Source organism: Microaerobacter geothermalis, assembly GCF_021608135.1.
Lineage (GTDB): Bacteria > Bacillota > Bacilli > DSM-22679 > DSM-22679 > Microaerobacter > Microaerobacter geothermalis.
The window spans coordinates 1-22,321 of record NZ_JAKIHL010000002.1 but is presented as its reverse complement, the minus strand read 5'-3'; the positions used below and the strand labels follow the sequence as shown (position 1 = coordinate 22,321).

Annotated in this window: 20 protein-coding genes; 15 read left to right on the top strand and 5 right to left on the bottom strand. The window is 42.1% G+C overall.

Annotated features, from left to right (window positions below; genetic code table 11):
- Positions 1-75 precede the first annotated feature (75 nt).
- Both L1765_RS02155 and L1765_RS02150 read right to left on the bottom strand, forming a co-directional pair.
- Positions 76-339 carry a Txe/YoeB family addiction module toxin gene (locus tag L1765_RS02155; protein WP_236404070.1) on the bottom strand — a complete coding sequence of 88 codons (264 nt, stop codon included), beginning with the start codon at positions 337-339 and terminating at the stop codon, positions 76-78.
- A complete protein-coding gene (locus L1765_RS02150) occupies positions 324-581 on the bottom strand; it encodes a type II toxin-antitoxin system Phd/YefM family antitoxin (protein ID WP_236404069.1) in 258 nt (85 codons plus the stop codon). Before L1765_RS02150 ends, L1765_RS02155 begins: the two co-directional genes overlap by 16 nt.
- Before the next feature lie 245 nt (positions 582-826).
- On the opposite strand from L1765_RS02150, the gene trmB reads away from it, so the two are divergent.
- The gene (trmB, locus tag L1765_RS02145) at positions 827-1,480 is read left to right on the top strand and encodes a tRNA (guanosine(46)-N7)-methyltransferase TrmB (RefSeq protein WP_236404066.1); all 654 of its coding nucleotides are present in this window, start codon (positions 827-829) and stop codon (positions 1,478-1,480) included.
- Positions 1,481-1,529: 49 nt separating this feature from the next.
- Here the strand turns inward: trmB and L1765_RS02140 are convergent, their stop codons facing one another.
- Positions 1,530-2,468 carry a sugar phosphate isomerase/epimerase gene (locus L1765_RS02140; protein WP_236404064.1) on the bottom strand — a complete coding sequence of 313 codons (939 nt, stop codon included), beginning with the start codon at positions 2,466-2,468 and terminating at the stop codon, positions 1,530-1,532.
- Between the two features lie 316 nt (positions 2,469-2,784).
- Here L1765_RS02140 and L1765_RS02135 point away from each other — a divergent pair, with 316 nt between their 5' ends.
- The 11 genes from L1765_RS02135 to L1765_RS02085 all read left to right on the top strand — a co-directional run bounded on the left by L1765_RS02135 (position 2,785) and on the right by L1765_RS02085 (position 17,672).
- Positions 2,785-3,423 (top strand): helix-turn-helix transcriptional regulator, encoded by a 639-nt coding sequence (locus L1765_RS02135; protein WP_236404498.1) that lies wholly within the window; start codon positions 2,785-2,787, stop codon positions 3,421-3,423.
- An 11-nt stretch (positions 3,424-3,434) separates the two neighbouring features.
- Entirely contained in the window at positions 3,435-4,250 is an 816-nt protein-coding gene (locus L1765_RS02130; protein ID WP_236404496.1) for a pyruvate, water dikinase regulatory protein, read from the top strand.
- Between the two features lie 6 nt (positions 4,251-4,256).
- A complete protein-coding gene (ppdK, locus tag L1765_RS02125; RefSeq protein WP_268928648.1) occupies positions 4,257-6,902 on the top strand; it encodes a pyruvate, phosphate dikinase in 2,646 nt (881 codons plus the stop codon).
- Between the two features lie 238 nt (positions 6,903-7,140).
- The gene (locus L1765_RS02120) at positions 7,141-8,145 is read left to right on the top strand and encodes a LacI family DNA-binding transcriptional regulator (protein ID WP_236404054.1); all 1,005 of its coding nucleotides are present in this window, start codon (positions 7,141-7,143) and stop codon (positions 8,143-8,145) included.
- 145 nt (positions 8,146-8,290) lie between these two features.
- The gene (locus tag L1765_RS02115; RefSeq protein ID WP_236404052.1) at positions 8,291-9,145 is read left to right on the top strand and encodes a carbohydrate ABC transporter permease; all 855 of its coding nucleotides are present in this window, start codon (positions 8,291-8,293) and stop codon (positions 9,143-9,145) included.
- Positions 9,146-9,148: 3 nt separating this feature from the next.
- Complete coding sequence (locus tag L1765_RS02110; protein WP_236404050.1) at positions 9,149-9,988, top strand: carbohydrate ABC transporter permease; 840 nt, start codon at positions 9,149-9,151, stop codon at positions 9,986-9,988.
- A gap of 337 nt (positions 9,989-10,325) precedes the next feature.
- The gene (locus L1765_RS02105; RefSeq protein ID WP_236404048.1) at positions 10,326-11,639 is read left to right on the top strand and encodes an ABC transporter substrate-binding protein; all 1,314 of its coding nucleotides are present in this window, start codon (positions 10,326-10,328) and stop codon (positions 11,637-11,639) included.
- 33 nt (positions 11,640-11,672) lie between these two features.
- Positions 11,673-13,493, top strand: a complete 1,821-nt coding sequence (locus tag L1765_RS02100; RefSeq protein WP_236404042.1) for a glycoside hydrolase family 15 protein — start codon at positions 11,673-11,675, stop codon at positions 13,491-13,493.
- 326 nt (positions 13,494-13,819) lie between these two features.
- Positions 13,820-15,673: a DNA primase gene (gene dnaG / locus L1765_RS02095; protein WP_236404040.1), complete on the top strand. Its 1,854-nt coding sequence runs from the start codon at positions 13,820-13,822 to the stop codon at positions 15,671-15,673.
- 2 nt (positions 15,674-15,675) lie between these two features.
- Positions 15,676-16,797: an RNA polymerase sigma factor RpoD gene (gene rpoD / locus L1765_RS02090; RefSeq protein ID WP_236404038.1), complete on the top strand. Its 1,122-nt coding sequence runs from the start codon at positions 15,676-15,678 to the stop codon at positions 16,795-16,797.
- A 74-nt stretch (positions 16,798-16,871) separates the two neighbouring features.
- The gene (locus L1765_RS02085) at positions 16,872-17,672 is read left to right on the top strand and encodes a hypothetical protein (RefSeq protein ID WP_236404036.1); all 801 of its coding nucleotides are present in this window, start codon (positions 16,872-16,874) and stop codon (positions 17,670-17,672) included.
- Between the two features lie 43 nt (positions 17,673-17,715).
- On the opposite strand, the gene L1765_RS02080 is transcribed toward L1765_RS02085, so the two are convergent.
- Positions 17,716-18,954 carry a DNA polymerase IV gene (locus tag L1765_RS02080; protein WP_236404035.1) on the bottom strand — a complete coding sequence of 413 codons (1,239 nt, stop codon included), beginning with the start codon at positions 18,952-18,954 and terminating at the stop codon, positions 17,716-17,718.
- A gap of 191 nt (positions 18,955-19,145) precedes the next feature.
- On the opposite strand from L1765_RS02080, the gene asd reads away from it, so the two are divergent.
- From asd to L1765_RS02065, 3 genes are all read left to right on the top strand, one after another.
- Positions 19,146-19,991, top strand: coding sequence for an archaetidylserine decarboxylase (gene asd / locus L1765_RS02075; protein WP_236404033.1), 846 nt, complete (start codon positions 19,146-19,148; stop codon positions 19,989-19,991).
- A gap of 338 nt (positions 19,992-20,329) precedes the next feature.
- On the top strand, positions 20,330-21,061 hold the full coding sequence (sleB, locus tag L1765_RS02070; protein ID WP_236404492.1) for a spore cortex-lytic enzyme: 732 nt from the start codon (positions 20,330-20,332) through the stop codon (positions 21,059-21,061).
- Between the two features lie 110 nt (positions 21,062-21,171).
- Complete coding sequence (locus L1765_RS02065) at positions 21,172-21,894, top strand: thermonuclease family protein (RefSeq protein ID WP_236404031.1); 723 nt, start codon at positions 21,172-21,174, stop codon at positions 21,892-21,894.
- Between the two features lie 232 nt (positions 21,895-22,126).
- Here L1765_RS02065 and L1765_RS02060 read toward each other — a convergent pair.
- The coding region (locus tag L1765_RS02060) for a hypothetical protein (RefSeq protein ID WP_236404029.1) at positions 22,127-22,321 on the bottom strand (195 nt) is incomplete at its 5' end.

The following is a 22,321-nucleotide window of genomic DNA, read 5'->3' as shown; positions in this document are numbered from 1 at the left end:
ATAATGAAATCTATTGGTATCATTGGAGGTATTAGTTGGAGGTATTAGTTGGAGGTCAACAGTTCACTAACCTTATTACTCATAATGGCTCCACATACGGTAAACCTTGATTACACCATAATTTTGATCAATTGCGTAAACGATCCGATGCTGAATATTTATTCTTCGTGAATACTTACCGGCCAGATCGCCGACTAGCTTTTCAAAAGGTGGTGGAGTTTGGAATGGATTGGTCTTGATCAGTTTTAGTAACTCTTTAGCTTTCTTATCAAGTTCGGTTTGCTCTAAACGTTTAGCATCCTTCACTGCTTGTTTAGAAAAAATCAATCTAAATTCCATTCAATATCCTCCGGTGTCTTCCATTCTCCAATGGGCGTTTGATCAGCTTCCATGATGCTTTCCCTCATACCGGGAATCGAAAGCAAGTACAATGTTTCCTGGATGGATCTCCAATCTTCTCCAGATATTAAAACAACATCACCATCTTTACTCAAAATTTGGGTTAGTTCGCTACCTGTAATCGTTTCTTTGACCAGCCTATAAAAGTTTTTCCTGGCTTCCGTTATCTTAATTGTTTTCAATAATTTCACCTCTTTCTTATATCTTTACTCTTATATTAACGTACGTAAAAACGTGCGTCAACAAACAAAAGGCCTCTCATTGTGTTTATAGAAGAAATTACATTCGTAATTACTGAAATATTTATTGTCATGAGAAAATAATGCGGGACCTGTGTACATAGGAAGATTTCGTGCATCATTTTCTAGTGACGAAAACACTTTCTCCCGCTATCATGAAATAGGATAATACATGGAAAGGTGATGGCATGAGACTTAGAAGAAGACCTGGTGTCAAAGAAAAATTGCTGTCTTATAATGATCTGGTCATTCTAAATCCAGAGCAGTTTAAAGGAAAATGGAATACAGTTTTTGGTAATTCGCATCCTATTCATGTGGAGTTAGGGACAGGGAGGGGTCAATTTATCACCACCCTCGCTGAAAAAAATCCTGATGTAAATTTCCTTGCCGTTGAAGTAAGGGAACAGGTTTTACTGCAGGCTGTTCGGAAGGCAGATGGGAAGGGGTTAAACAATATTCGGTTCCTTCTGTTTAATCTTAATGGAATCGATCATTTGTTTTCAGAAAAAGAGGTTCGCAGATTTTATATTAATTTTTGTGATCCATGGCCCAAAAAAAGGCATGGGAAAAGGCGGCTTACCCACTCCTCATTTTTATTGAAGTACAAAACATTCCTTACAGAGGATGGAGAGATTCATTTTAAAACGGATAATGAGGCTCTTTTTGAGTTCTCATTAAACGAAATTTCAGCTTGCGGATATAAATTGAGGAATATCATCTTTGATCTCCATCATAGTGATTTTCAAGGGAATGTCATGACCGAGTACGAAGAAAAGTTTGTTCTTGAGGGCAAGAGAATCTACAGATGTGAAGCAATTAAAACAGAAACCCTGGATGATTAGTAATCCAGGGTTTTGACATTTTCTACTATTTATGCATTTGATGATTCTTCTATCTTATCCCGCTTGGCTTCAACTGGTGAAGGATTTGCATCATCTTTTGCAGCTGTTCTCCCGGTTTTCCTGTTTCGTTGAGGGAAAGGGCAATGGGAATGTTGCCTTCGAGCATTTCGGCGAAGGAAAGCAGCTCTGGAAAATGATCTTCTCGAAAGGGGATATGGGAGGTCGTGGCGGTGTCTCCCCAACTGATGCTATCGGAAAGTAGAATCATGGCTACATCCTCTTTTATTTCCTTATAAAAATCCAGCCAATTGGAGGGAGAGCTCAGGATTTCGTTTTCCGTGGCCCCGGCGAATAAACTTCTGGAACGTTTCATATAGGTCAGGGCATTGGTGGTGATTCGGGCATTGGCTGTATCAAAGCATAATTTGATTCCTGTTTCCTTTACGATACTTTTCAGATGTCTGGGGGTTCTAAGCGCCGGATGAATATATCCATGACCGGATTCAAAGTATTCCATTCCTCCCATGGGCGCATTCTCCAGAGCCAGGATGACTTGATTTTTTTGGGCGATGGGGATAAGGGACCTTATTTGGGAGATGATTTTATTTACCCAATGGTCTTTGAAGTCTTGTAAAGCCTGGAAATCACGGGCATGTTTCTCAAGATATTCAAAGATTTCTCCCAGGGTTACTGTATGAGAATGGAGAATGACCATTCCTGGCTTTGATGTGCATATCTCTCCGGCTAATTGAATGATTTGCACCAATCCTTTGAGATTTAAGTCGTCAAGTCCAAGGGCTAAATCTTGAGGGATCCTTAGAGCATCCACGTTCATGTGAACAAATTGGATCAGTTCCTTTAACTCATCAGCCATATAATCCCCGTGATCCAATTGAAAAACAATGGATGAAAGCCCGCTTTCTTTAGCCAGTTTCATTTCGTGTATATCCGGCAAAACTAGGGTTGCTATTGGTTTGTTAAAAAGCATGGGAAAATCCTCCTTGTAACTTTTGATTGAATTGCATCGTGATCTATGCATGCTAATGGTATTATATTCTATTTTTCGTGGGAAGTCGGGGAGACAGAATAGGAAGTCAATTCAAATAATATAAAGACTTATCATTCACCTAAAAAGTGGGAAGTATTAAGTCATCGGATAAAAGATCTGTGCGGTATATCCTTAAAAATTCATATATTTTTTTGTTGCAGAAAATGGTATTGGAATATAGTATATACTATATGGAAAATAAAATAATAAAGTATAACACATTTAAGAACGCAACGTATGAAGGTGGTGATCAGCTATCGAACTGAATAAAAGGCAAGAAAGGATACTGCAAATTGTCAAGGATGAAGGTCCTATCACAGGGGAACAGATTGCTGAAAAACTTCATCTAACAAGGGCTACCCTTCGCCCGGATTTGGCTATATTAACCATGGCCGGTTATTTGGATGCCAGACCAAGGGTTGGTTATTTTTACTCCGGTAAGACAGGAAGCCAGTTGCTGGGAGAACGGGTAAGGAAGTTACAGGTGAAAGACTTTAAGTCAGTCCCCATTGTCATTCAGGAGTCATCTTCCGTTTATGATGCCATTTGTACCATGTTTTTGGAGGATGTGGGCACTCTTTTCGTTGTGAATAAAGAAAACACTCTGGCTGGCGTGGTTTCCAGAAAAGACTTGCTTCGCGCCTCCCTCGGAAAACAGCATCTGGAGGATATGCCGGTCAGCATTATTATGACCAGAATGCCCAACATCATGACCTGCTACATGGAAGATTCTCTTCTTGATGCGGCGGGTAAGTTAATCAACAATCAAATCGATGCTCTTCCCGTGGTGAAGGAGAAAGAAGGATCTAGAAAAAGCTATGAAGTGATTGGACGTATTACCAAAACTACGATAACAAAGGCTTTTTATGAACTTGGAAATGATGAACCGGTATAGGAGGGATTCCCATTAGTAATACAAATGAACTTATCGTTTATGTCGTATCTGACTCGGTTGGAGAGACGGCGGAATTTGTGGTGAGGGCGGCAGCCAGTCAATTTAACGGCGGTCAATTTCAAACGAGAAGAGTTCCATATATTGAAGATGAAGGAACCATCAGTGAAGTCATTCAAGCCGCAAAGGAAGCAAATGGACTGATTGCCTTTACGTTGGTTATCCCCCGCTTAAGAGAATTTTTAATTGCCAAAGCTGCGGAAGAAGAAGTTCCGGTGGTAGATATCATCGGACCTATGATGGAAGCTTTGGAAAAGAAATATCAGAAGAAACCCAGATATCAACCGGGACTTGTCCACCAATTGGATGAAGAATATTTCCGTAAAGTAGAGGCCATTGAATTTGCCGTCAAATATGATGATGGCAGGGATCCTAGGGGATTGCTAAGGGCAGATGTGGTTCTGATCGGCGTTTCCCGTACATCGAAAACCCCGCTATCCATGTACCTGGCCCATAAACGGTTAAAAGTGGCCAATGTCCCCCTTGTTCCGGAAGTGGAACCACCGGAGGAATTGTTTATGATTTCCCCTAAGAAAATTGTAGGACTTACCATCAGTCCTGAGCAGTTGAACAGCATCCGGAAGGAACGTTTAAAATCGCTGGGATTAACTGCACAAGCCAATTATGCTAACATGGAAAGAATTCTAATGGAACTAGAGTTTTCCGAAAAGATCATGAAGAGGTTGAACTGTCCTGTGATCAATGTATCCAGTAAAGCAGTGGAGGAAACCGCAAATATTATATTGCATATGTTTGGGAAGAGGGGGTAGCTTCGTTTGAGTGTGAAATATGTATATTTGTTTCAGGAAGGCTCTGGGGAAATGAAGTCGGTCTTGGGAGGAAAAGGTGCCAATCTGGCAGAAATGACGAAGGTTGGCCTGCCTGTTCCTCCTGGTTTTACGATCAGTACGGAAGCTTGTAATGCCTACTATCAGGCTGGAAAACAAATGACTGAAGAAATGAAGGATCAAACGATACAGGCTCTGAAGCAGCTGGAACAGATGACAGGAAAGAAATTAGGAGATGCTTCAGATCCCCTTCTAGTTTCCGTTCGCTCAGGGTCGGTTATTTCCATGCCCGGTATGATGGATACCATTCTAAATTTGGGACTAAACGATGATACGGTAAAGGGATTGGCAGAACTGACCGAAAATCCGAGGTTTGCCTATGACTGCTACCGGAGGTTTATTCAAATGTTTAGTGACGTGGTTTTAGGGATAGACCATTTCTATTTTGAGCAAATCATTGATGACATGAAGAATGAAAAAAGCTATCGGTTGGATACCGAATTAACCTCGGAAGATTGGCAAAGAGTGATTGAAAAATATAAGGAGCTGGTTCAACAGAAGACCAGAAATCCTTTTCCCCAGAATCCTGCTGATCAACTGAATTGGGCGATCCAGTCGGTTTTTGATTCCTGGAACAATCAAAGAGCCGTCATATACCGCAAGATTCATAAGATCCCGGATGATTTGGGGACGGCAGTAAATGTTCAAATGATGGTATTTGGCAACATGGGTGATGATTCAGGGACAGGAGTGGCTTTTACCCGAAATCCATCTACAGGGGAAAAAGTCCTATACGGTGAGTACCTCATCAATGCCCAGGGTGAAGATGTGGTGGCTGGGATTCGAACCCCGCAGCCGATCCATCGTTTAAAGGAAGAAATGCCTGACGTATATCGACAATTTGAGCAAATTTGCCATCAGTTGGAAAATCATTATAAAGATATGCAGGATATCGAATTTACTGTAGAGCGCGGGAAACTATTCATGCTGCAAACCAGAACCGGGAAAAGAACGGCCCATGCAGCGATAAAAATAGCCGTGGACCTGGTTGAGGAAGGGTTGATCAATAAAGAAACCGCCTTACTGCGGGTTGATCCTGATCAACTGAACCAGATTTTGCATCGTCGAGTGGATCCCGACACCACATTACAGGTGGTGGCCAAAGGCCTTCCCGCATCTCCGGGTGCTGCTTCAGGTAAGGTTGTTTTTGATGCCGACGAGGCAGAAAAATGGAGCAAAGAAGGAGAAAAGGTGATTCTTGTTCGACCGGAAACGACTCCAGAAGATATCCATGGAATTGTGGCTTCCCAGGGAATCATTACCAGCCGGGGAGGGATGACTTCCCATGCCGCTGTAGTTGCCCGGGGAATGGGTAAGCCTTGTATTTGCGGCTGTGAGGAGCTAAAAATTGATGTAAAGGTGAAAACAGCGTCCATCAATAACACCGTTATCCGTGAAGGGGATCTGATTTCCATGGATGGTGGAACCGGTGCCATCATGCTGGGAGAGGTTGCCCTTATTGATCCGGTGCTATCTGATGAATTTCAAAAACTTCTGCAATGGGCAGACGAGGTTCGTAAAATTTCTGTTCGAGCCAATGCAGATAATCCTGAAGATGCCAAGAAGTCAAGGGAATTTGGTGCCGAAGGGATTGGTCTATGCCGAACAGAACATATGTTTATGGCGGCTGAACGGGTTCCTATCGTTCAAGAGATGATTCTTGCCGAAACATTTGAGGAACGCTTGGAAGCATTAAACAAACTGCTTCCCATGCAGCAGGGGGATTTTTATGGCATCCTGAAAGAAATGGCCGGTTATCCGGTAACCATTCGTTTGCTGGACCCTCCGTTACATGAGTTTCTGCCAAACCTGGAGGAACTGATTGTTGAGGTGACCAAGCTTCAGATGAGTCCTGATGCGGACCCTGCTGAAAGATATGAAAAAGAATCTCTTCTTCGCAAGGTGAGAAAACTTCATGAATTTAACCCCATGCTGGGTCATCGGGGTTGCCGCTTAGGGATTGTATTCCCGGAAATCTATGCCATGCAGGTAGAAGCCATATTTAAAGCTGCCATCCAGCTGATGCAGGAAGGAATTTCTGTCGAGCCTGAAATCATGATTCCATTAGTGGGACATGTCAATGAATTAAAGCTAATGCGGAGGGTCGTGGAAGAGACAGCTGAAAGAATCGGGCAAGAAACGGGAATGGCTGTTACTTTTACAATCGGAACGATGATTGAGGTTCCAAGGGCAGCGTTAACGGCCGATGAAATTGCCGAAGAAGCGGATTTCTTCTCCTTTGGCACCAATGATTTGACCCAAACCACCTTTGGCTTTAGCCGTGATGATGCAGAAGGGAAGTTCCTCCATCATTATATTGATCATAAGATCTTGCCTGAGAATCCTTTTGCTTCCTTAGATCAACGGGGTGTAGGAAAATTGGTGGAAATGGGAGTCCAGTTGGGGCGGTCCGCAAAGCCTGATTTAAAGACCGGGATTTGCGGTGAACATGGCGGTGAAAAAGAGTCCATTGATTTCTGCTATCGGGCTGGGCTTAACTATGTAAGTTGTTCCCCATTCCGCGTTCCTTTAGCCCGATTGGCTGCTGCCCAGGCTACTTTAAAGAACGGTTAAAATAGTAATCATTGATAAAACCGAACCGCTTATGGACGGAGCCCTCAATCACATCTGGGGTATTTCCAAGATGGATTGAGGGCAAAAATATGAAAATTTCTAAAAAAAGTATTGACAATTCATTCTATCGGAGGGTAGGATGAAAGTATAATGTAAACGTTTACATATTGTATAAATATTTTGACTATTCACATGAATCGTTAGTTTCGAATCTATAGCTCAGATGGAGTTGACCCTTGTGAAACCAACCATTAAAGACGTAGCCAAACTTGCCAATGTATCTATTGCAACCGTATCCAGAGTCATTAATAACAGTCCGTTGGTAACGGAAGAGACCAAGCGACTGGTTCATCGAGCCATAAGAGAATTGGGATATGAACCAAATGCCCTTGCCAGAGGCTTGGTCAATCGAAAAACCAATACCATTGGCGTGTTGATTCCTGATGTATCCAATTTCTTTTTCTCGGAAGTGTTTAAAGGAATGGAAGATGCGGCCCATCAATTTGGCATAAATGTGATTATTTGCAATACGGATATGAGTAAGGATAGAATGCTGAAGTATATTAAATTCCTTAAAGAGAAGCAGGTGGATGGTGTCATATTTACTAGTGAACCTGTGACCGAAGAATATCGAGCTTCATTTATTTCCCTGGGAGTTCCGGTTGTTCTGATTTCTACTTCTGACGAAGAAGGAACTTTTTCTTCTGTTAAGGTGGATGATTATCAAGCGGCCTACGATGGTGTCAGCTATTTGATTTCCAAAGGACATACTCAGATTGGCATGATTAGCGGGTCCTTTGACGACCCCATTGCTGGTCTCCCTCGTTATGAAGGTTATAAACAGGCTATTGCTGACCATGGGATTCCTTTTTCACAAGATTTGGTTGTTACTGGAAATTACAGATATGAAGGAGGATTGGAAAGCATGAAAAAACTAATCCTCTTAAATCCGACGATGACCGCTGTTTTTGCTGCCAGCGACGAAATGGCAATTGGAGCAATGGCGGCGATTCAACATTTAAATAAGAGGGTCCCTGAGGATATTTCTGTGTTGGGTTTTGATAACGTAAAAATCGCTCAAATGTCATTTCCAGGACTGACAACCGTGGCCCAACCCCTTCATCAATTGGGAAGAAGAGGGGTCGAGCTGTTGGTAGAATCCATTGACGATCCAAATAAGCTTCCTCAGCAAATATTCCTACCCCATACCATTGTTGAGCGCAAAACGGTTTCCTTTATCTGAGCACGCGTTAGCCATAGCTAATGATATATTTTAATAGATGATCACTATAAGTTATGCGTGAAGCAGTATGTTTAACAAGGAATGAATTGTACAGACAATGTAAACGTTTACATTAAGTCGGACTTAAGAAAGGAGGTATTTTCATATGACTTCGCTTAAGAGATATCGTCTTGAATTGGCCATGGCCTTACCCCTGGCGGTTTATATATTCGGATTTACTCTTATTCCTATTTTTCAAACGATTTACCTGAGTTTAAAGAATCCTGATACAGGCAGCTTTCCTTCTTTTATAAACTATCAATATATTTTTGGAAGACCGGAATTTTTGCAGGCGTTAATCAATACGGTTTTGATTACGTTGATTGGTTTAACTCTGCAGTTGTTGATCGCCTTCATCATTGCCCTGATCTTAAAACGTTCTTTCTTCGGGCGGGGTTTTTTTCGAACGATTTTATTAATACCCATGGGTGTTCCCACCCTTGTATCTGGTGTTACCCTGCTGTACATTTTTGCCACATCGGGATATTTAAATGAATTCCTGTTTCGCTTGGGGTGGATTGACATTCCAATTGATTGGGCCTCAGGAGGGATCAGGACCATTATGATGGTTGTGTTTGCTGACATGTGGAAAGTCCTTCCCCTGGTCATTCTTATTTTGCTGGCTGGTTTGGAAAGCATTCCTGAAGAAATTTATGAGGCCTCTTCCATTGATGGGGCGTCCAGTTGGCAAAACCTCTGGAATGTGACGTTGCCCCTTTTGAAGCCTTCTATTACCATGGCTCTTATTTTGCGGGCGATCGATTCCTTTCGAATTTTTGAGCTGCCCCTCGTCTTAGCCGGTCAAAACACTCCGGTATTGGCAACATATGCATATGTTGAATACAATCGCTACAACAATTTAAATACTTCGGGAGCAGCAGCTACCATTCTTTTATTCATCATTATTCTGTTTATTACATTATATTTGTTTCTGGTAGAAAAAAAGGAAAAGGGGGTGTAATCATTGAACCGGCTTGCGAAAAGTGATTGGGTTGGACGTCTGGCCAAAGCAGCATCCATTCCGTTCCTTCTGCTATTTTCCTTTGTGACGATCATCCCGGTATATATTATGTTCAAGGTTTCTGTCGCTGAGCCATCAGAAGTTTTGACGCAGCACCCAACGTTTTGGATCCATCAATTTAATTTTTCCCATTGGATGAAAGTATTCCAATCGGGAAACCTGTGGGAGCCATTATTTAAGAGTTTAGTGGTGGCTACTGGAACCACTTTTCTTGCTATTTTAATAGCCGCTCCGGCTGCTTATGTTATTTCCAGATTACCGAAGGGCTGGAAATATGGTATCATTTTAAGTCTTCTTTTTACCCGAATGTTTCCCGATGTAGGAATTGCCCTGCCTATTGCCGTCAACTTTATCAAATTTAATTTATTGGACACCAATATCGGGCTGATTCTTGCCCATCTCATTCCCAACCTTCCATTTTTGGCTTGGATTCTGGTTGGGACCTTTGATACAATTCCGCAGGATTTGGAAAAGGCAGCCACTGTCGATGGAGCAACCCGGTTTCAGTCATTGGTAAAAGTGGTATTTCCCTTGGCATTGCCAGGAATTGCTGTAGGGGCCATGTTTATTTGGCTAAACTCCTGGAATGAATTCACATACGCCATTTATTTGACCCTAACGGATCGAACACTGCCTCTTCAAACCTATTATTACGTGTCCAGGGGGGATTGGTTCCAATCTGCAGCCTATTCTACGATTCTTACGATACCAGTCATCCTTATCACCTTTATCCTTCAGAGATATCTCAAATCCGGATACCTCTCAGGGGCGGTCAAGGGATAGGGAGTTGAATGATAACAAAAGGAACCTGTTCAAAAAGTAGAATAACAAGGGACCTTTTGAACATTGGCTAAGTTAAGGGGGGATAAGTTGTTAGTTCATGTACCTTGATCAAAAAAATATGTTCTGTGCGAAAAGGGGGTGTAATCATTAAGGTTATATGAAGAACAAGTCATATGAAAAAGGAAAAGAAATTAATGAAATGGGAGTAGAGGATTAGGGACCAGCTACTCCCAGAGTGTCCTCTCCGTCAGGAAACAAAGAGGAAAGCTACTTACTAGTGTATTTGAAGATAAGAAAAGTTTCAATGAAAGATAAAATCTTTTAGGGGGTTGTAGAAATGATGAGAAAAGAAAATTGGAGATCCTGGAAAAAAGGAACGGTCATCCTTTTTTCCTTGCTCCTAGTTGCTTCACTTCTTCTGGCAGGCTGCGGTAAGACAGAAGATCAGGGGTCAGCATCCAATAATGCAACTCTTGGTGAACAGAAGAGTGAATCTCAAAAAAGTGAGACAAAAACGATAAGAGTACTGATGGGCTTAGGTGAGAATGAATGGGAAGTGATGAGAAACGATGTTCTCCCTGCGTTTGAGAGTAAAACGGGAATTAAAGTAGAAGCGATTCAGGTTGAGGCGGGAGACGTAGCTAATAAACTGGAAGCCCAAATCAAAGCAAACAAAGTGGAAATTGATTTGATCACCCAGGATGTGAATGCTCTGTCCGGTTTAGTTGCAAGGGATTTGGTGGAGGATTTATCGGCGTATCAATCCGAGATTCCCGAAACCGTCATTCAAGGAATGGTAGATGCTGGGACCTTTAATGGCAAACTGCTCTTTTTACCGTATCGCCCTAATGTGGAGATTGCCTATTACAATGAAAATAAATATGCCGAGTATGGGCTGCAGCCCCCAAAAACCTGGGATGATCTATTGAAGCAAGCGAAATTCTTTAAAGAAAAAGAAGGAATTGGAAGAATCGCTATAAAAGGAAATCTTGAAGGAGACAATGTTCTCCACATCTTTGATTTCATTAAAAGTGCCGGTGGGGACCCTTATGTATTAAATGATGAAGGCAGTGTAAGGGCCTTTGAATTTTTACAAGAATTATGGCCCTATTTATCTCCTGATTCCAAAAAAGCAAATTGGAATTTTATGAATCAGTTCATTGCTACCGATTCGGTATATCTCGGACAAAACTGGCCCTTTGGAATTAATGTTATCGTGAAAGATGGAGGAAAGAAGGAAATCAAGGCTTACAGCGGCTGGGCTGGCCCGGTGAAGGAATCCCATGCACTGGGAGGAGAAGTGATTGGTATTCCCAAGGGCTCTCCAAACAAGGAAGCGGCTATTGAATTTGCGAAATTCCTGATGTCCAAGGATATTCAGGAAATATTGGTGAGCAAGCTGGCTTGGCCTGCGGTTCGCAGCGATGCATACGGAAAAGTTGAAGAATGGCAGAAGCCTTATTTTGATGCGGTAAAAAATGCACTGGAAAAAGCTGAGCCCAGAGGAAATGTTAGCTACTGGGATGATGTGCAAAAGGCAATCCTTGATGCCTTCCGTGATGTGGTGATCAACGGCGCGGAAGTAAAACCTACTCTTGACAAATACGCTAATCAAATTGCTGAAGCCAAGACAAAAGCTGGAGGCAAGTAAAGAACAGCACGACGTATCGCTACAGGAGGTTCCATGAAAAAGAGAAATCATTACTACGGATTGGTGGGGAATGGTGAAACAGCTGCTTTAATTCATCCTGATCTCTCCATTGAATGGATGTGTATTCCCCGATTTGACGGGTTCCCAATTTTTGCCCGTGCCCTGGACAAAGAGAAGGGGGGATTTTTCTCCCTTCAATTTCATCAGGATATTCAATTGATTGATCAGCAGTACATTGGCAGAACCAATGTCCTTATGACCACCATTCAAGCGGCAAGCTACAAAGTAACATGCAGGGATTATATGCCATGGGGACACAACTGTCTGGTAAGAAATATAGAGATCGAACAAATGGAAATAGGGGATGGCGAACCCTTCTCTTTTCAAATAAACTGGGCTGGAACCAGGTCAGATATCCATCATTCCCGGGAAAAGACTCACAATAACTATATCTATTTCGAAACAGATGAGGGTTTTTTACTGCTCCTTCAGGACAAGAAACCGGCATATGTAACTATCTCCTTAGGTTATGGGAAGACTTTGGAGGAGGCCCTTAACGGTGCCAGATATGGACTGACAACCACAGCAGATGATGAAGTCACCTTTTGGAACAAATGGATTTCTCAAGCTGTTCCTCCCTTGTTCAATAGCCCTGAATGGGAAGAGATGTATTACCGAAGTTTGTTGGTCCTAAAATGTATGTGTTATGAAAAAAGCGGAGCCATCATTGCTGCTCCCACTTCTTCTTTTCCGGCAATTCCATACGGGGGAGATAATTGGGACTATCGGTATCTTTGGCTGAGAGACGGATATTATACCGCTCTTGCCTTCGATATGGCCGGATTTCATCAGGAATCTAGAAAGTTTTATGAGTTTGCTTTTCAACTTCAAGAGGAGGATGGGAGTTGGAGGCAGCCTTTGTATACAATCGATGGTGGTAATCCCGTGGAACGAATTTCCAGTGAGTTAAAAGGACCCAATGGAGAAACTCCTATTCGTTTTGGTAATCAGGCAGCCAACCAGCTGCAATTGGATAACTGCGGAAATATCGTTCATGGGGTTTGGGTTCACTATATCTATACAAAGGATACTCAATTTTTGCTTCAATACTGGGATCAAATCGATAAGGCTTGTCAGTGGATCATGAATCATTGGAACTTGGAGGAAAATGGCATATGGGAAATTAGGGAACGAAAGGACCATTGGATTCATGGAAAAGTGATGTGTTATGCATGCTTGCATAGTGGGAGCGAAATTGCCAATCTTTTAGGCCATTATGACCGTTCTGCTGAATGGATGAAAGAAGCCGAAATGATTAGAGAAGATATCCTGCTTCGTGGTTGGAATGAAGAGAGAGCCGCTTTTTTCCAATCTTACAGCAAGGATGCTCCATTGGATATTTCCGTTCTTGCGTTAAGTTTTTACGGAATTGTTGATCCTTCTGACGAACGAATGATAAAAACGGTTGCGCGAATGGAATCACCCCATCGATTACCAGATGTTAGGATAAAAGAATACTCTACGGCATCTCCTTTTTCAAACCTTCCCTTTGACTCCGTCGGCGGACTTAATATGTGGGGAGGAATTGCCCGCTATGATTACGCCAAGGTACCGTTTTACTTGCCGACCCTTTGGCTGGCGAGATACTATTTGCAGGCGGGAAACAGAGAAAGGGCAGCTCAATTGATTCAAATCTGCATCGATTGTTCTACCGAACTTAATCTTATGGCAGAACACTTTGACCCAAGGACCAAATACCAATGGGGAAACTTTCCACAAACATTCAGCCATGAGGAAATGGTTCGCATTTTGCTGGAATTCCACAATAATGTTTTACATGAAAGAAATGACTGAATTTGTCAAGGCCATGTTTAACATGGCCTTTTCTCATGTTCTTTGTCATAACTTTTCCCCTGTTTAATATACTTTTACCACATCCACCACATATAAATTTTACCATCCATTCGACAAATTTCGAACTATTTCAACAATGTTTTTTAAGAAGGAAAAATTAAATTTTTGTAGAATAGATAGTCTCATGTTCAAAAAGACGTGAAGAATGGAAAGGTTTTTCTAGAAAAATAATAACGGGAAAAGGCAGGAGTTTGGAGAATTTTGACGAAGAATATATACCTATTACAACAGTTATTACAGGTTCCGTCCCTGTCTAAGGTGGTTTTATGCCAGGATTTATTCCAGAGCATGTGATTGAAGCGGTTCGAAATACTTATGACATTGTTGATGTAGTATCTAAATACGTCCATTTGAAGAAAAGTGGTCGGAACTATTTTGGTTTGTGTCCGTTTCATAATGAAAAAACCCCTTCATTCTCCGTCTCCCCGGACAAACAAATTTTTCATTGTTTTGGTTGCGGTATCGGGGGCAATGTCATTAGCTTTTATATGGAGGTGGAAGGACTTACTTTTGTTGAAGCTGTTCAGCAGTTGGCCCAAGAAGCCAACATTTTAATCCCTGCGGAAGAGAATTTGACGGTTGATGAAACCGAAAACAGGGAAAAGCATTTAATGTACGAGGCCCTTGACTTGATGGCCAAAGTCTATCACCACCTTCTGATAAACACTGACCATGGAAGACAAGCACTAAAATACCTTTATCAGAGGGGATTTTCTGCTGATGCAATTAAAGAATTTCAGATTGGGTATGCTCCTTCTAGTTGGGAATTTGCCTTGAAGTACTTGCAAAAGAAGGATTTTCCTTTGCCTCTTATGGAAAAGGCAGGGATTTTAACATCTAGGGAGAAAGGTCATAAGCTTTTTGATCGGTTTCGCCATCGGATCATGTTTCCCATATGGGATGGCCAGGGGCGTACTGTTGGATTCGGCGGACGAATACTTGGTGATGGACAACCTAAATACTTAAACAGTCCTGAGAATCTTCTTTTTAATAAAGGTAAATTGTTGTTTAATCTTCACCGTGCCAGAAAAGAGATTCGAAAAAAACAACAGGCTGTCCTTTTTGAAGGATATGTAGATACCATTGCTGCCTGGGGAGTAGGAGTGGAGAATGGGGTAGCTACCCTTGGAACATCGCTCACAGATGACCAGGCGAGGCTAATCCGCAGAAATGCTGAACAGGTGATTCTCTGTTATGATGGGGATCAGGCGGGAAAGGAAGCTGCTTATCGGGGGATTAACATTTTACAGGAAGCGGGTTGTTTGGTAAAGGTGGCCGTTTTACCCCCTGGCATGGACCCGGATGATTATATTCGCGCATATGGCGGAGAAAAATTTCTGGGCGAGATTATACACGGAGCTGTTTCCTCCACTGCGTTTATCATCGGACAATTAAGATCCCATTATGATTTAAAAGATGAGGCAGGAAGAATGAAATATATTCGCGATTCCCTAAAGGTCATTGCCAAGCTGCCTTATCCTCTGGAAAGGGATCATTATTTAAGAGAACTTTCCACTGAATTTCAACTTTCTTTAGATGCCTTAAAGCAAGAATTAACGCAAGTCATAAAACGACAAAAAAAAGAAAAAGAGAGGGATAATCCCAACCAGAAGTGGAATAATAGTATAAATGCTGGCAAACGTTTGGTCGCCTCCACGTTGTTGCCGGCTCACCAAAAAGCAGAAAGAATCTTGTTGGGACTTATGATTCGTGATGCTGAATTTACCCGGCAGATTGAAATAAAAGTGGGGAGTCAATTTGCTGTTGAAGAGCATGCTGCTTTAGCTGCCCATCTTTATCGTTTTTATACGGAACATCCGGAAGCTGAGATGGGGCAATTTATTCATCAACTGACGGATCCCGGTTTATTGGCCTTGGCTTCCGAACTGGTCATGATGGAATTAAATGAAGAAGTAACTCAGCAGGAAATTGACGACTGCGTCCGGCAAATATTAAATTATCCAAAATGGTTGGAGATAGAAGCATTAAAAGAGGAGATAAAAAAAGCGGAACGTATGGGAGATGCCGTAAAAGCTGCACAATATGGCTTGGAATTGGTTCAGCTGAAGCGTTCCCTGAAAGAAAGTGAACAACGATTATCCCAGGGAAGGAGGGAGTAATAATGACCAAGGAACAAAACACCAATCATGCAGAACAAAGGTTAGATCAAGTAAAAGAGCAATTGGTGGAGCTTGGAAAGAAAAGGGGTATTCTCACATATAAAGAAATAATGGATCGCTTATCCACCTTTGATCAGGATTCCGAACAGATCGATGATTTTTTCGAATATCTTGGTGATCAGGGAATAGAAATTATCAATCATGAAGAGGATGATGACGACATCGTTTTGGATGAAGGGGATCAAGGAAATGAAGATGATTTTAATTTGGAGGATTTAACACTTCCCCCAGGAATAAAGATAAATGATCCTGTTCGAATGTACCTTAAGGAAATTGGTCGAGTTCCTCTCCTGTCCGCAGAGGAAGAGATCGAACTGGCTAAGCGAATTGAACAGGGGGATGAAGACGCAAAAAGAAGATTGGCTGAAGCCAACCTTCGTCTTGTGGTAAGCATTGCAAAGCGATATGTCGGCCGTGGCATGCTCTTCCTTGATTTGATTCAGGAAGGGAACATGGGTTTAATCAAAGCAGTAGAAAAGTTTGATTATAATAAGGGTTATAAGTTTAGTACTTATGCCACTTGGTGGATTCGTCAAGCTATTACCAGGGCCATTGCTGACCAAGCTCGTACTATCCGCATTCCTGTCCATATGGTTGAAACCATCAACAAATTGATCCGGGTTTCTCGCCAACTGTTACAGGATTTGGGCCGGGAGCCTACTCCTGAAGAAATCGGCAAGGAGATGGATCTGACACCGGAAAAAGTGCGGGAGATTATGAAAATTGCCCAAGAACCCGTATCTCTCGAAACTCCGATTGGTGAAGAAGATGATTCTCATCTGGGTGACTTCATAGAAGATCATGACGCACTGGCTCCTGCTGATGCTGCTGCCTATGAACTGCTTAAGGAGCAGCTGGAAGATGTATTAGATACATTGACAGAAAGGGAAGAGAACGTTCTTCGCCTGCGTTTTGGTTTGGATGACGGGCGCACCCGAACCCTGGAAGAAGTAGGTAAGGTATTTGGTGTGACAAGGGAAAGGATTCGCCAGATTGAAGCGAAAGCATTGAGAAAGTTACGCCATCCTAGCCGCAGCAAACGATTAAAAGACTTTTTAGAGTAACTATGGGAAGACCTACCTTGCGTAGGTCTTTTTATCCAGTTGGGCATTGCCGAAATCAGGAGGATGTCAATAAGATGGATGAACGACGGAAACAACTAATCATTCAGGAAATTAAATATTGGCAAAAGAATAAATTGCTTCCAGATCATTACTGTCTGTTTCTACTCCATCTATATTCTGGTGATGGAAACAGATTGGTAAAGAATAAAAGGAGATCCGGGATTGTTTTATCCATTTTAGCTTTTGTATGGATGATTGCCATTTCCTATTTTGTTATTAATTTTACTCGTTTTTCCATTCCGATGCAAATTATCGTATTTTCTATCATCTTGTTCTCCCTTTATATTAGCTCCTATTATTTTCGTACAGAAAAACCCTTGCTAACCAATTTGCTGGCAGGATTAGCCTCAATTTTTCTGATTGGAGGGGGAATTTTGCTCCTTAATCAATGGGGGAAGGGGCAGGATTGGCTACTTTTCTTTCTGGTAATCAGCTGTTTCGTTTGGCTCTTAAGCGGGGTCATTTACCGAATTTCTTATCTCTTTTTCTGTGGGCTAATCGGACTGGCTTTGATTTACGGATGGGCGATATATTCAGAGGTTAGTACCATTACTTTGCTGGTTTTTCAATTATACTGGCTGCCTTTTGCTCTCATCTTTATCTTATTGTCACTATGGTTGGGAAGCCGTTTTTCCATGTCTGGATCCATTTTTCTAACCGGTCTTTTCTTGCTGTTCGGGCCGGAAATTGAATCGTTGTATCTTTCCCATATTGACGTTGGGGTGATACAATTTTGGCTGTTTTCCAAGATCTTTGTCCTCGCTCTTATGCTTATTTTTACACGAAAAAGATGGCTGCCGTTTATCCCCTTGTGAATGCTCCCACGCCTATAGGGACGGGGACTTCTGGCGCATGAGGTTAAATATGATGTCCTCCAATTTTTTTGGCTCTGTCCATCGCTTGGCCTCCTGTGGTTAAAGAAGAAGCCCGAACGATGGCAGACTTCCCGAAACGGTGTTTAATCATATCCATGGTAAATCCCAGCTTTCGAACTTTTTCTTGATTTTTAAACAGATGAAGCTGGTAGCCGTCATCTTTTGATAGGGAAGAAAGGGTGATGCCAATGCTGCGAATCGGTTGATGATCCCAATGCTGTAAAAAGATTTTACAGGCTAAATGATAAACCTCCATGGTTGAATGGGTGAGCTCTTCTAACTTGTCTTGACGTGAAAAGCCCGTTGGATGGTCAAAATCCGCCCCCCGGCATGCTACGGTTACCGTCAATCCCATGTATCCATTGGTTCTTGCCCTGTAACATACTTCTTCACTTAATTCCAAAAGAACCACTTTGATTTCTTCCCACCGGTGATAATCCCTTGGCAATGTCATATGATGTCCGATGGATTTCCTTCCATTGTAAGTTCCTGGAGAAACGGGGGAATGATCAATTCCGTTGGCTGTCATCCATAAAATATGCCCATTGATTCCCCATAGGTGCTTTAGACGTTCCAATGGTGTTTTAGCCAAGTCGCCAATGGTGCGTATCCCCAGTTTATACAAACGATTCCCCATTCGGGTGCCTACTCCGAACAATTTGTTTACAGGGAGAGGCCATAATCTTTTCTCCATATCTTCCCTTGGAAGAAAATGAATTCCCCGGTTCTCCTTTTTGGCGAAATGATCACAGGCCATTTTTGCCAACACTTTATTTTCGCTGATCCCAATACGCGCCCAAATTCCCGTTTCTTTTTGTATTTTTCGCTGGATTTTTTCAGCCATTTCTTCCGGAGTTCCAAAGAGGTTGATGCTATGGGTGACATCCATAAATTGCTCGTCAATGCTGTAAGGTTCAACCAAATCGGTAAAATTATACAAGATAGAAGTGATTTGCAAGGATACGTCTAGGTATCGTCTCATTCTGGGTTTAACCACAACCAAATCAGGACACTTTTGCTGAGCTTTCCATAGGGGTTCTGCCGTTTTAACCCCCCATTTCTTGGCTAAAGGACATGCAGCTAGTATGATTCCGCTGCGGCGTTCAGGATCTCCGGATACAACTAAAGGCTTATCCATAAGGGAGGGATTTGCTGATTTTTCTACGCTGGCATAAAAGGACTGCATATCAGACAGGAAAATGACTCGTTGTTGTTTACCCATTTTCTCACACCCCATAAAAGAACACTAGTTCCTATATATTTATAATAACCGATTTTTAAAAAGATGCAACGGTTAAAAGTGGGTGTTTCAATCATAACGAAGAGGATATCGCTATAATTTCACTAATGTGCTACAATACCCCTGAAAAAACTTTGTGAAGATACCTAAAGATACACATTGGAGGGAAGGCCTTGGGTAAAAAATGGATGATAGCAGGTTTAAGAATGATGCCCAAAAAAGAGTTATCCAGACTAGTTGGCCATTGGACAAGAAGTCGCACCAGCCGGTTTCTTATTCCGATATTTACAAAGAAATACAAGATAAACCTTGAAGAAGCAAAATACCCGGTCCAACACTATAAAAGTTTGTCTGAATTTTTTATAAGGACCCTAAAACCGGAAGTCAGACCCATTGATCAGGATAAAAGGAAGTTTGTCAGTCCCGTAGATGGAAGGGTATCCCAATATGGCCGGATTCAAAAAGGGGAATTAATACAGGCAAAGGGAGTAACCTATACCGTCACCCAATTGCTGGGTGATCCAAAAGAAGCGCAGCAGTTTGAGGGAGGCTCTTATATCACAATATACTTAAGCCCAAGGGATTATCATCGGGTTCATTATCCAACTGACGGAGAAGTAATAAAGGCGGTTTATATCCCCGGAAAGTTATTCCCTGTCAATCAAATGGGAGTGGAAGGATATCCCGGGTTATTTGCAAAAAATGAGCGATTAATTACCTACATGAATATAGAAGATTTAACGACCGGAGATGCTCGATTGGCTGTTATAAAAGTGGGGGCCACCATTGTTGGGAGCGTACGGGTCCACTATGATGCGAATCTGTCCACGAATAAGCGGGGTGGGAAAGTGGAAGAAAAAATATTTTCCCCGCCGATTCCCTGCACAAGGGGAGAGGAAATTGGTTATTTTGAATTTGGATCTACCGTAATCCTTCTATACAGTAAACCCTTGGAATTTTTACCCCATATTCAATTGGGCGCTTTTATAAAAATGGGAGAAGCGATAGGAAAAAGATAGTTTTATTATAAGGACGGGACTAAATAATTTACCAAGGACAGCCTTCGAGTTCGTACGAAAGCTTTGAGGCTAAAGAACGGGAATAGTCCTCAAACTGACTCCATCTTTGAAATCCCCAGATGTTTTTGAGGGATCCGTTCTTTAGACTTGAAACGGACACGAATCACGTCTTGGGCGAACTCGATAAGCAGACGTGTAAATTTTTAGTTCCATATCTGTAAAAGAACAAAATCACAACAGCGATTTTGTTCTTTTTTTGTATGTTTTGGACAATATGAGAAAAAATAAAAAAAGCTTCTATCGAAAAAATGGAACAACCAGAAGAAGGAGCGGTGTTGATGAGAAAAATAGTGATATGGATTGGTGTGTTTGCTTTATTAGGTTCAGTAACCGTTGGTCTGCTAAACATTTTAAAAACAGAAGAAGTATTTGGCAAACAAACGTTGATTGTAGGAAGTCATGGAGGGGATGTTTATGAGCTTCAGGGAAGGTTGAAGTTTTTAGGATACTATACAGGGAAGATCGATGGCCATTTTGGTTGGAGAACCTACTGGGCCGTTAGAAATTTTCAATACCAGTTTGGTCTTAAAGTGGATGGAATTGTTGGACCAAAGACAAAATTAAAGCTGTGGAAAGCGACAAAAAATTGGAGACCAGGGGGAGCCCAAGTAAAGACGGAGAAAAAGGCAACTCCCGTCAGAAGCATGGGAGGGTTTTCAGCCAATGAAATTAAGATCATGGCCAACGCTGTTTATGGGGAAGCAAGGGGAGAACCTTATGTTGGACAGGTAGCTGTAGCGGCTGTTATTTTAAATCGGGTGGAAAGTGCCAAGTTCCCCAATACCCCTTCCGGCGTAATTTTCCAACCAGGAGCCTTTACGGCAGTGGCCGATGGGCAAATATGGCTTACCCCCAATGCCAAGGCAAAAAAAGCCGTTCAGGATGCCATCAATGGCTGGGACCCAACAGGCGGTGCGATCTATTACTTCAATCCAAATACAGCCACATCCGCATGGATATGGAGCAGGCCGCAAATCAAACGGATAGGCAAGCATATATTTGCAAGATAACCGTGATATAGATGGATATAGATTGAAAAAAGGTTGAACATGGAAAGGGAATGATCTTCTTATGGAGAATTAAATAATCATATATAATCCATATGTCGATGGAGGAGATCATGATAAACGTGTGGAAAAAGGGAGATCCTCCCTTTCTTTTATTTATCCTATTAACCATATTGCTGCTAGGTGGCACGTCACCTGGTTGTTCATCAAAACAAATGGAGGGGAATTATCGGGATGGGCCGACCATACCGGAAGAAAAAGTAAAAGTAAAGGTAATTCGGGTGGTTGATGGGGATACCTTTGTCATTGACGGGAATCAAAGGGTTCGATTAATTGGAATAGATACGCCAGAGTCCGTAGATCCCCGTCGCCCTGTTGAATTTTATGGAAAAGAGGCCAGTCAATTTTCCAAAAAAATGCTGGAAGGCAAAGAAATTTACCTGGTAAAGGGAACAACCCCGGTGGATAAATACAATCGAATCCTCGCTTGGGTTTGGCTTCTTGATGGAACGTTTGTCAATGGTGAGCTGGTCAGACAGGGATATGCCCAAGTGTACACCTTTAAAGATAATCCTGAGTATGCCCAATATCTTTTAAACCTGCAAAGGGAAGCAAGGGAGGCCGGCCGGGGGTTATGGTCAGAAAATGGACCGGAAGACAAGAAAGGGGATGCGGCATATGCTTACATCGCATCCCAAAATTCAAAGGTATATCATGAATTTGGTTGTCCCGGTGCAGAAGGAATTGAGGAGAGAAACAAATTATATTTTCCCGATGAACAGGAAGCCATCAATACCGGGAGAAGAATGTGCCGGGTTAAGGGTTGCAGAGGTTAAAGGTAAAGAACCTAATGTAATGTATATGGACGGAACTAAACATCCATGACCTGTAGAGTCACAAATTGATATGAACATGTATTTTCATATCAAAGAATTTACTAAGGACAGACTTCGAGTTCGTACCGAGCGGCGAGGCTAAAGAACGGGAATTAGCCGTCAATCTGACTCCATCTTCGAATTACCTAGGTGTTTTTGGGGCTCGGTTCTTTAGACTTGAAGCGGACATGAATCACATCTGAGCCGAACTCGACAAGCAGACGTGTATATCTTTGATATGAAAATAATTCCCTCCCGGGTCATACTGATCTAAAAATGTCAAGTGCTTGGTATCAATTTCCAGATAAAAATGGGTATAGGGATGCCCGGGATAATCGTTGTAAATGTTTCCAGTAGTTATGATGCAGTATTCTTCTGAACTTCGTAT

What these genes read in the sequence shown, in the direction of transcription:
- L1765_RS02155 (WP_236404070.1), bottom strand. Translation starts at nt 339, where the DNA reads ATGGAATTTAGATTGATTTTTTCTAAACAAGCAGTGAAGGATGCTAAA.
- trmB (WP_236404066.1), top strand. Translation starts at nt 827, where the DNA reads ATGAGACTTAGAAGAAGACCTGGTGTCAAAGAAAAATTGCTGTCTTAT.
- L1765_RS02140 (WP_236404064.1), bottom strand. Translation starts at nt 2,468, where the DNA reads ATGCTTTTTAACAAACCAATAGCAACCCTAGTTTTGCCGGATATACAC.
- L1765_RS02115 (WP_236404052.1), top strand. Translation starts at nt 8,291, where the DNA reads ATGACTTCGCTTAAGAGATATCGTCTTGAATTGGCCATGGCCTTACCC.
- L1765_RS02105 (WP_236404048.1), top strand. Translation starts at nt 10,326, where the DNA reads ATGATGAGAAAAGAAAATTGGAGATCCTGGAAAAAAGGAACGGTCATC.
- L1765_RS02100 (WP_236404042.1), top strand. Translation starts at nt 11,673, where the DNA reads ATGAAAAAGAGAAATCATTACTACGGATTGGTGGGGAATGGTGAAACA.
- dnaG (WP_236404040.1), top strand. Translation starts at nt 13,820, where the DNA reads ATGCCAGGATTTATTCCAGAGCATGTGATTGAAGCGGTTCGAAATACT.
- rpoD (WP_236404038.1), top strand. Translation starts at nt 15,676, where the DNA reads ATGACCAAGGAACAAAACACCAATCATGCAGAACAAAGGTTAGATCAA.
- L1765_RS02085 (WP_236404036.1), top strand. Translation starts at nt 16,872, where the DNA reads ATGGATGAACGACGGAAACAACTAATCATTCAGGAAATTAAATATTGG.
- L1765_RS02080 (WP_236404035.1), bottom strand. Translation starts at nt 18,954, where the DNA reads ATGGGTAAACAACAACGAGTCATTTTCCTGTCTGATATGCAGTCCTTT.
- sleB (WP_236404492.1), top strand. Translation starts at nt 20,330, where the DNA reads ATGAGAAAAATAGTGATATGGATTGGTGTGTTTGCTTTATTAGGTTCA.
- L1765_RS02065 (WP_236404031.1), top strand. Translation starts at nt 21,172, where the DNA reads ATGATAAACGTGTGGAAAAAGGGAGATCCTCCCTTTCTTTTATTTATC.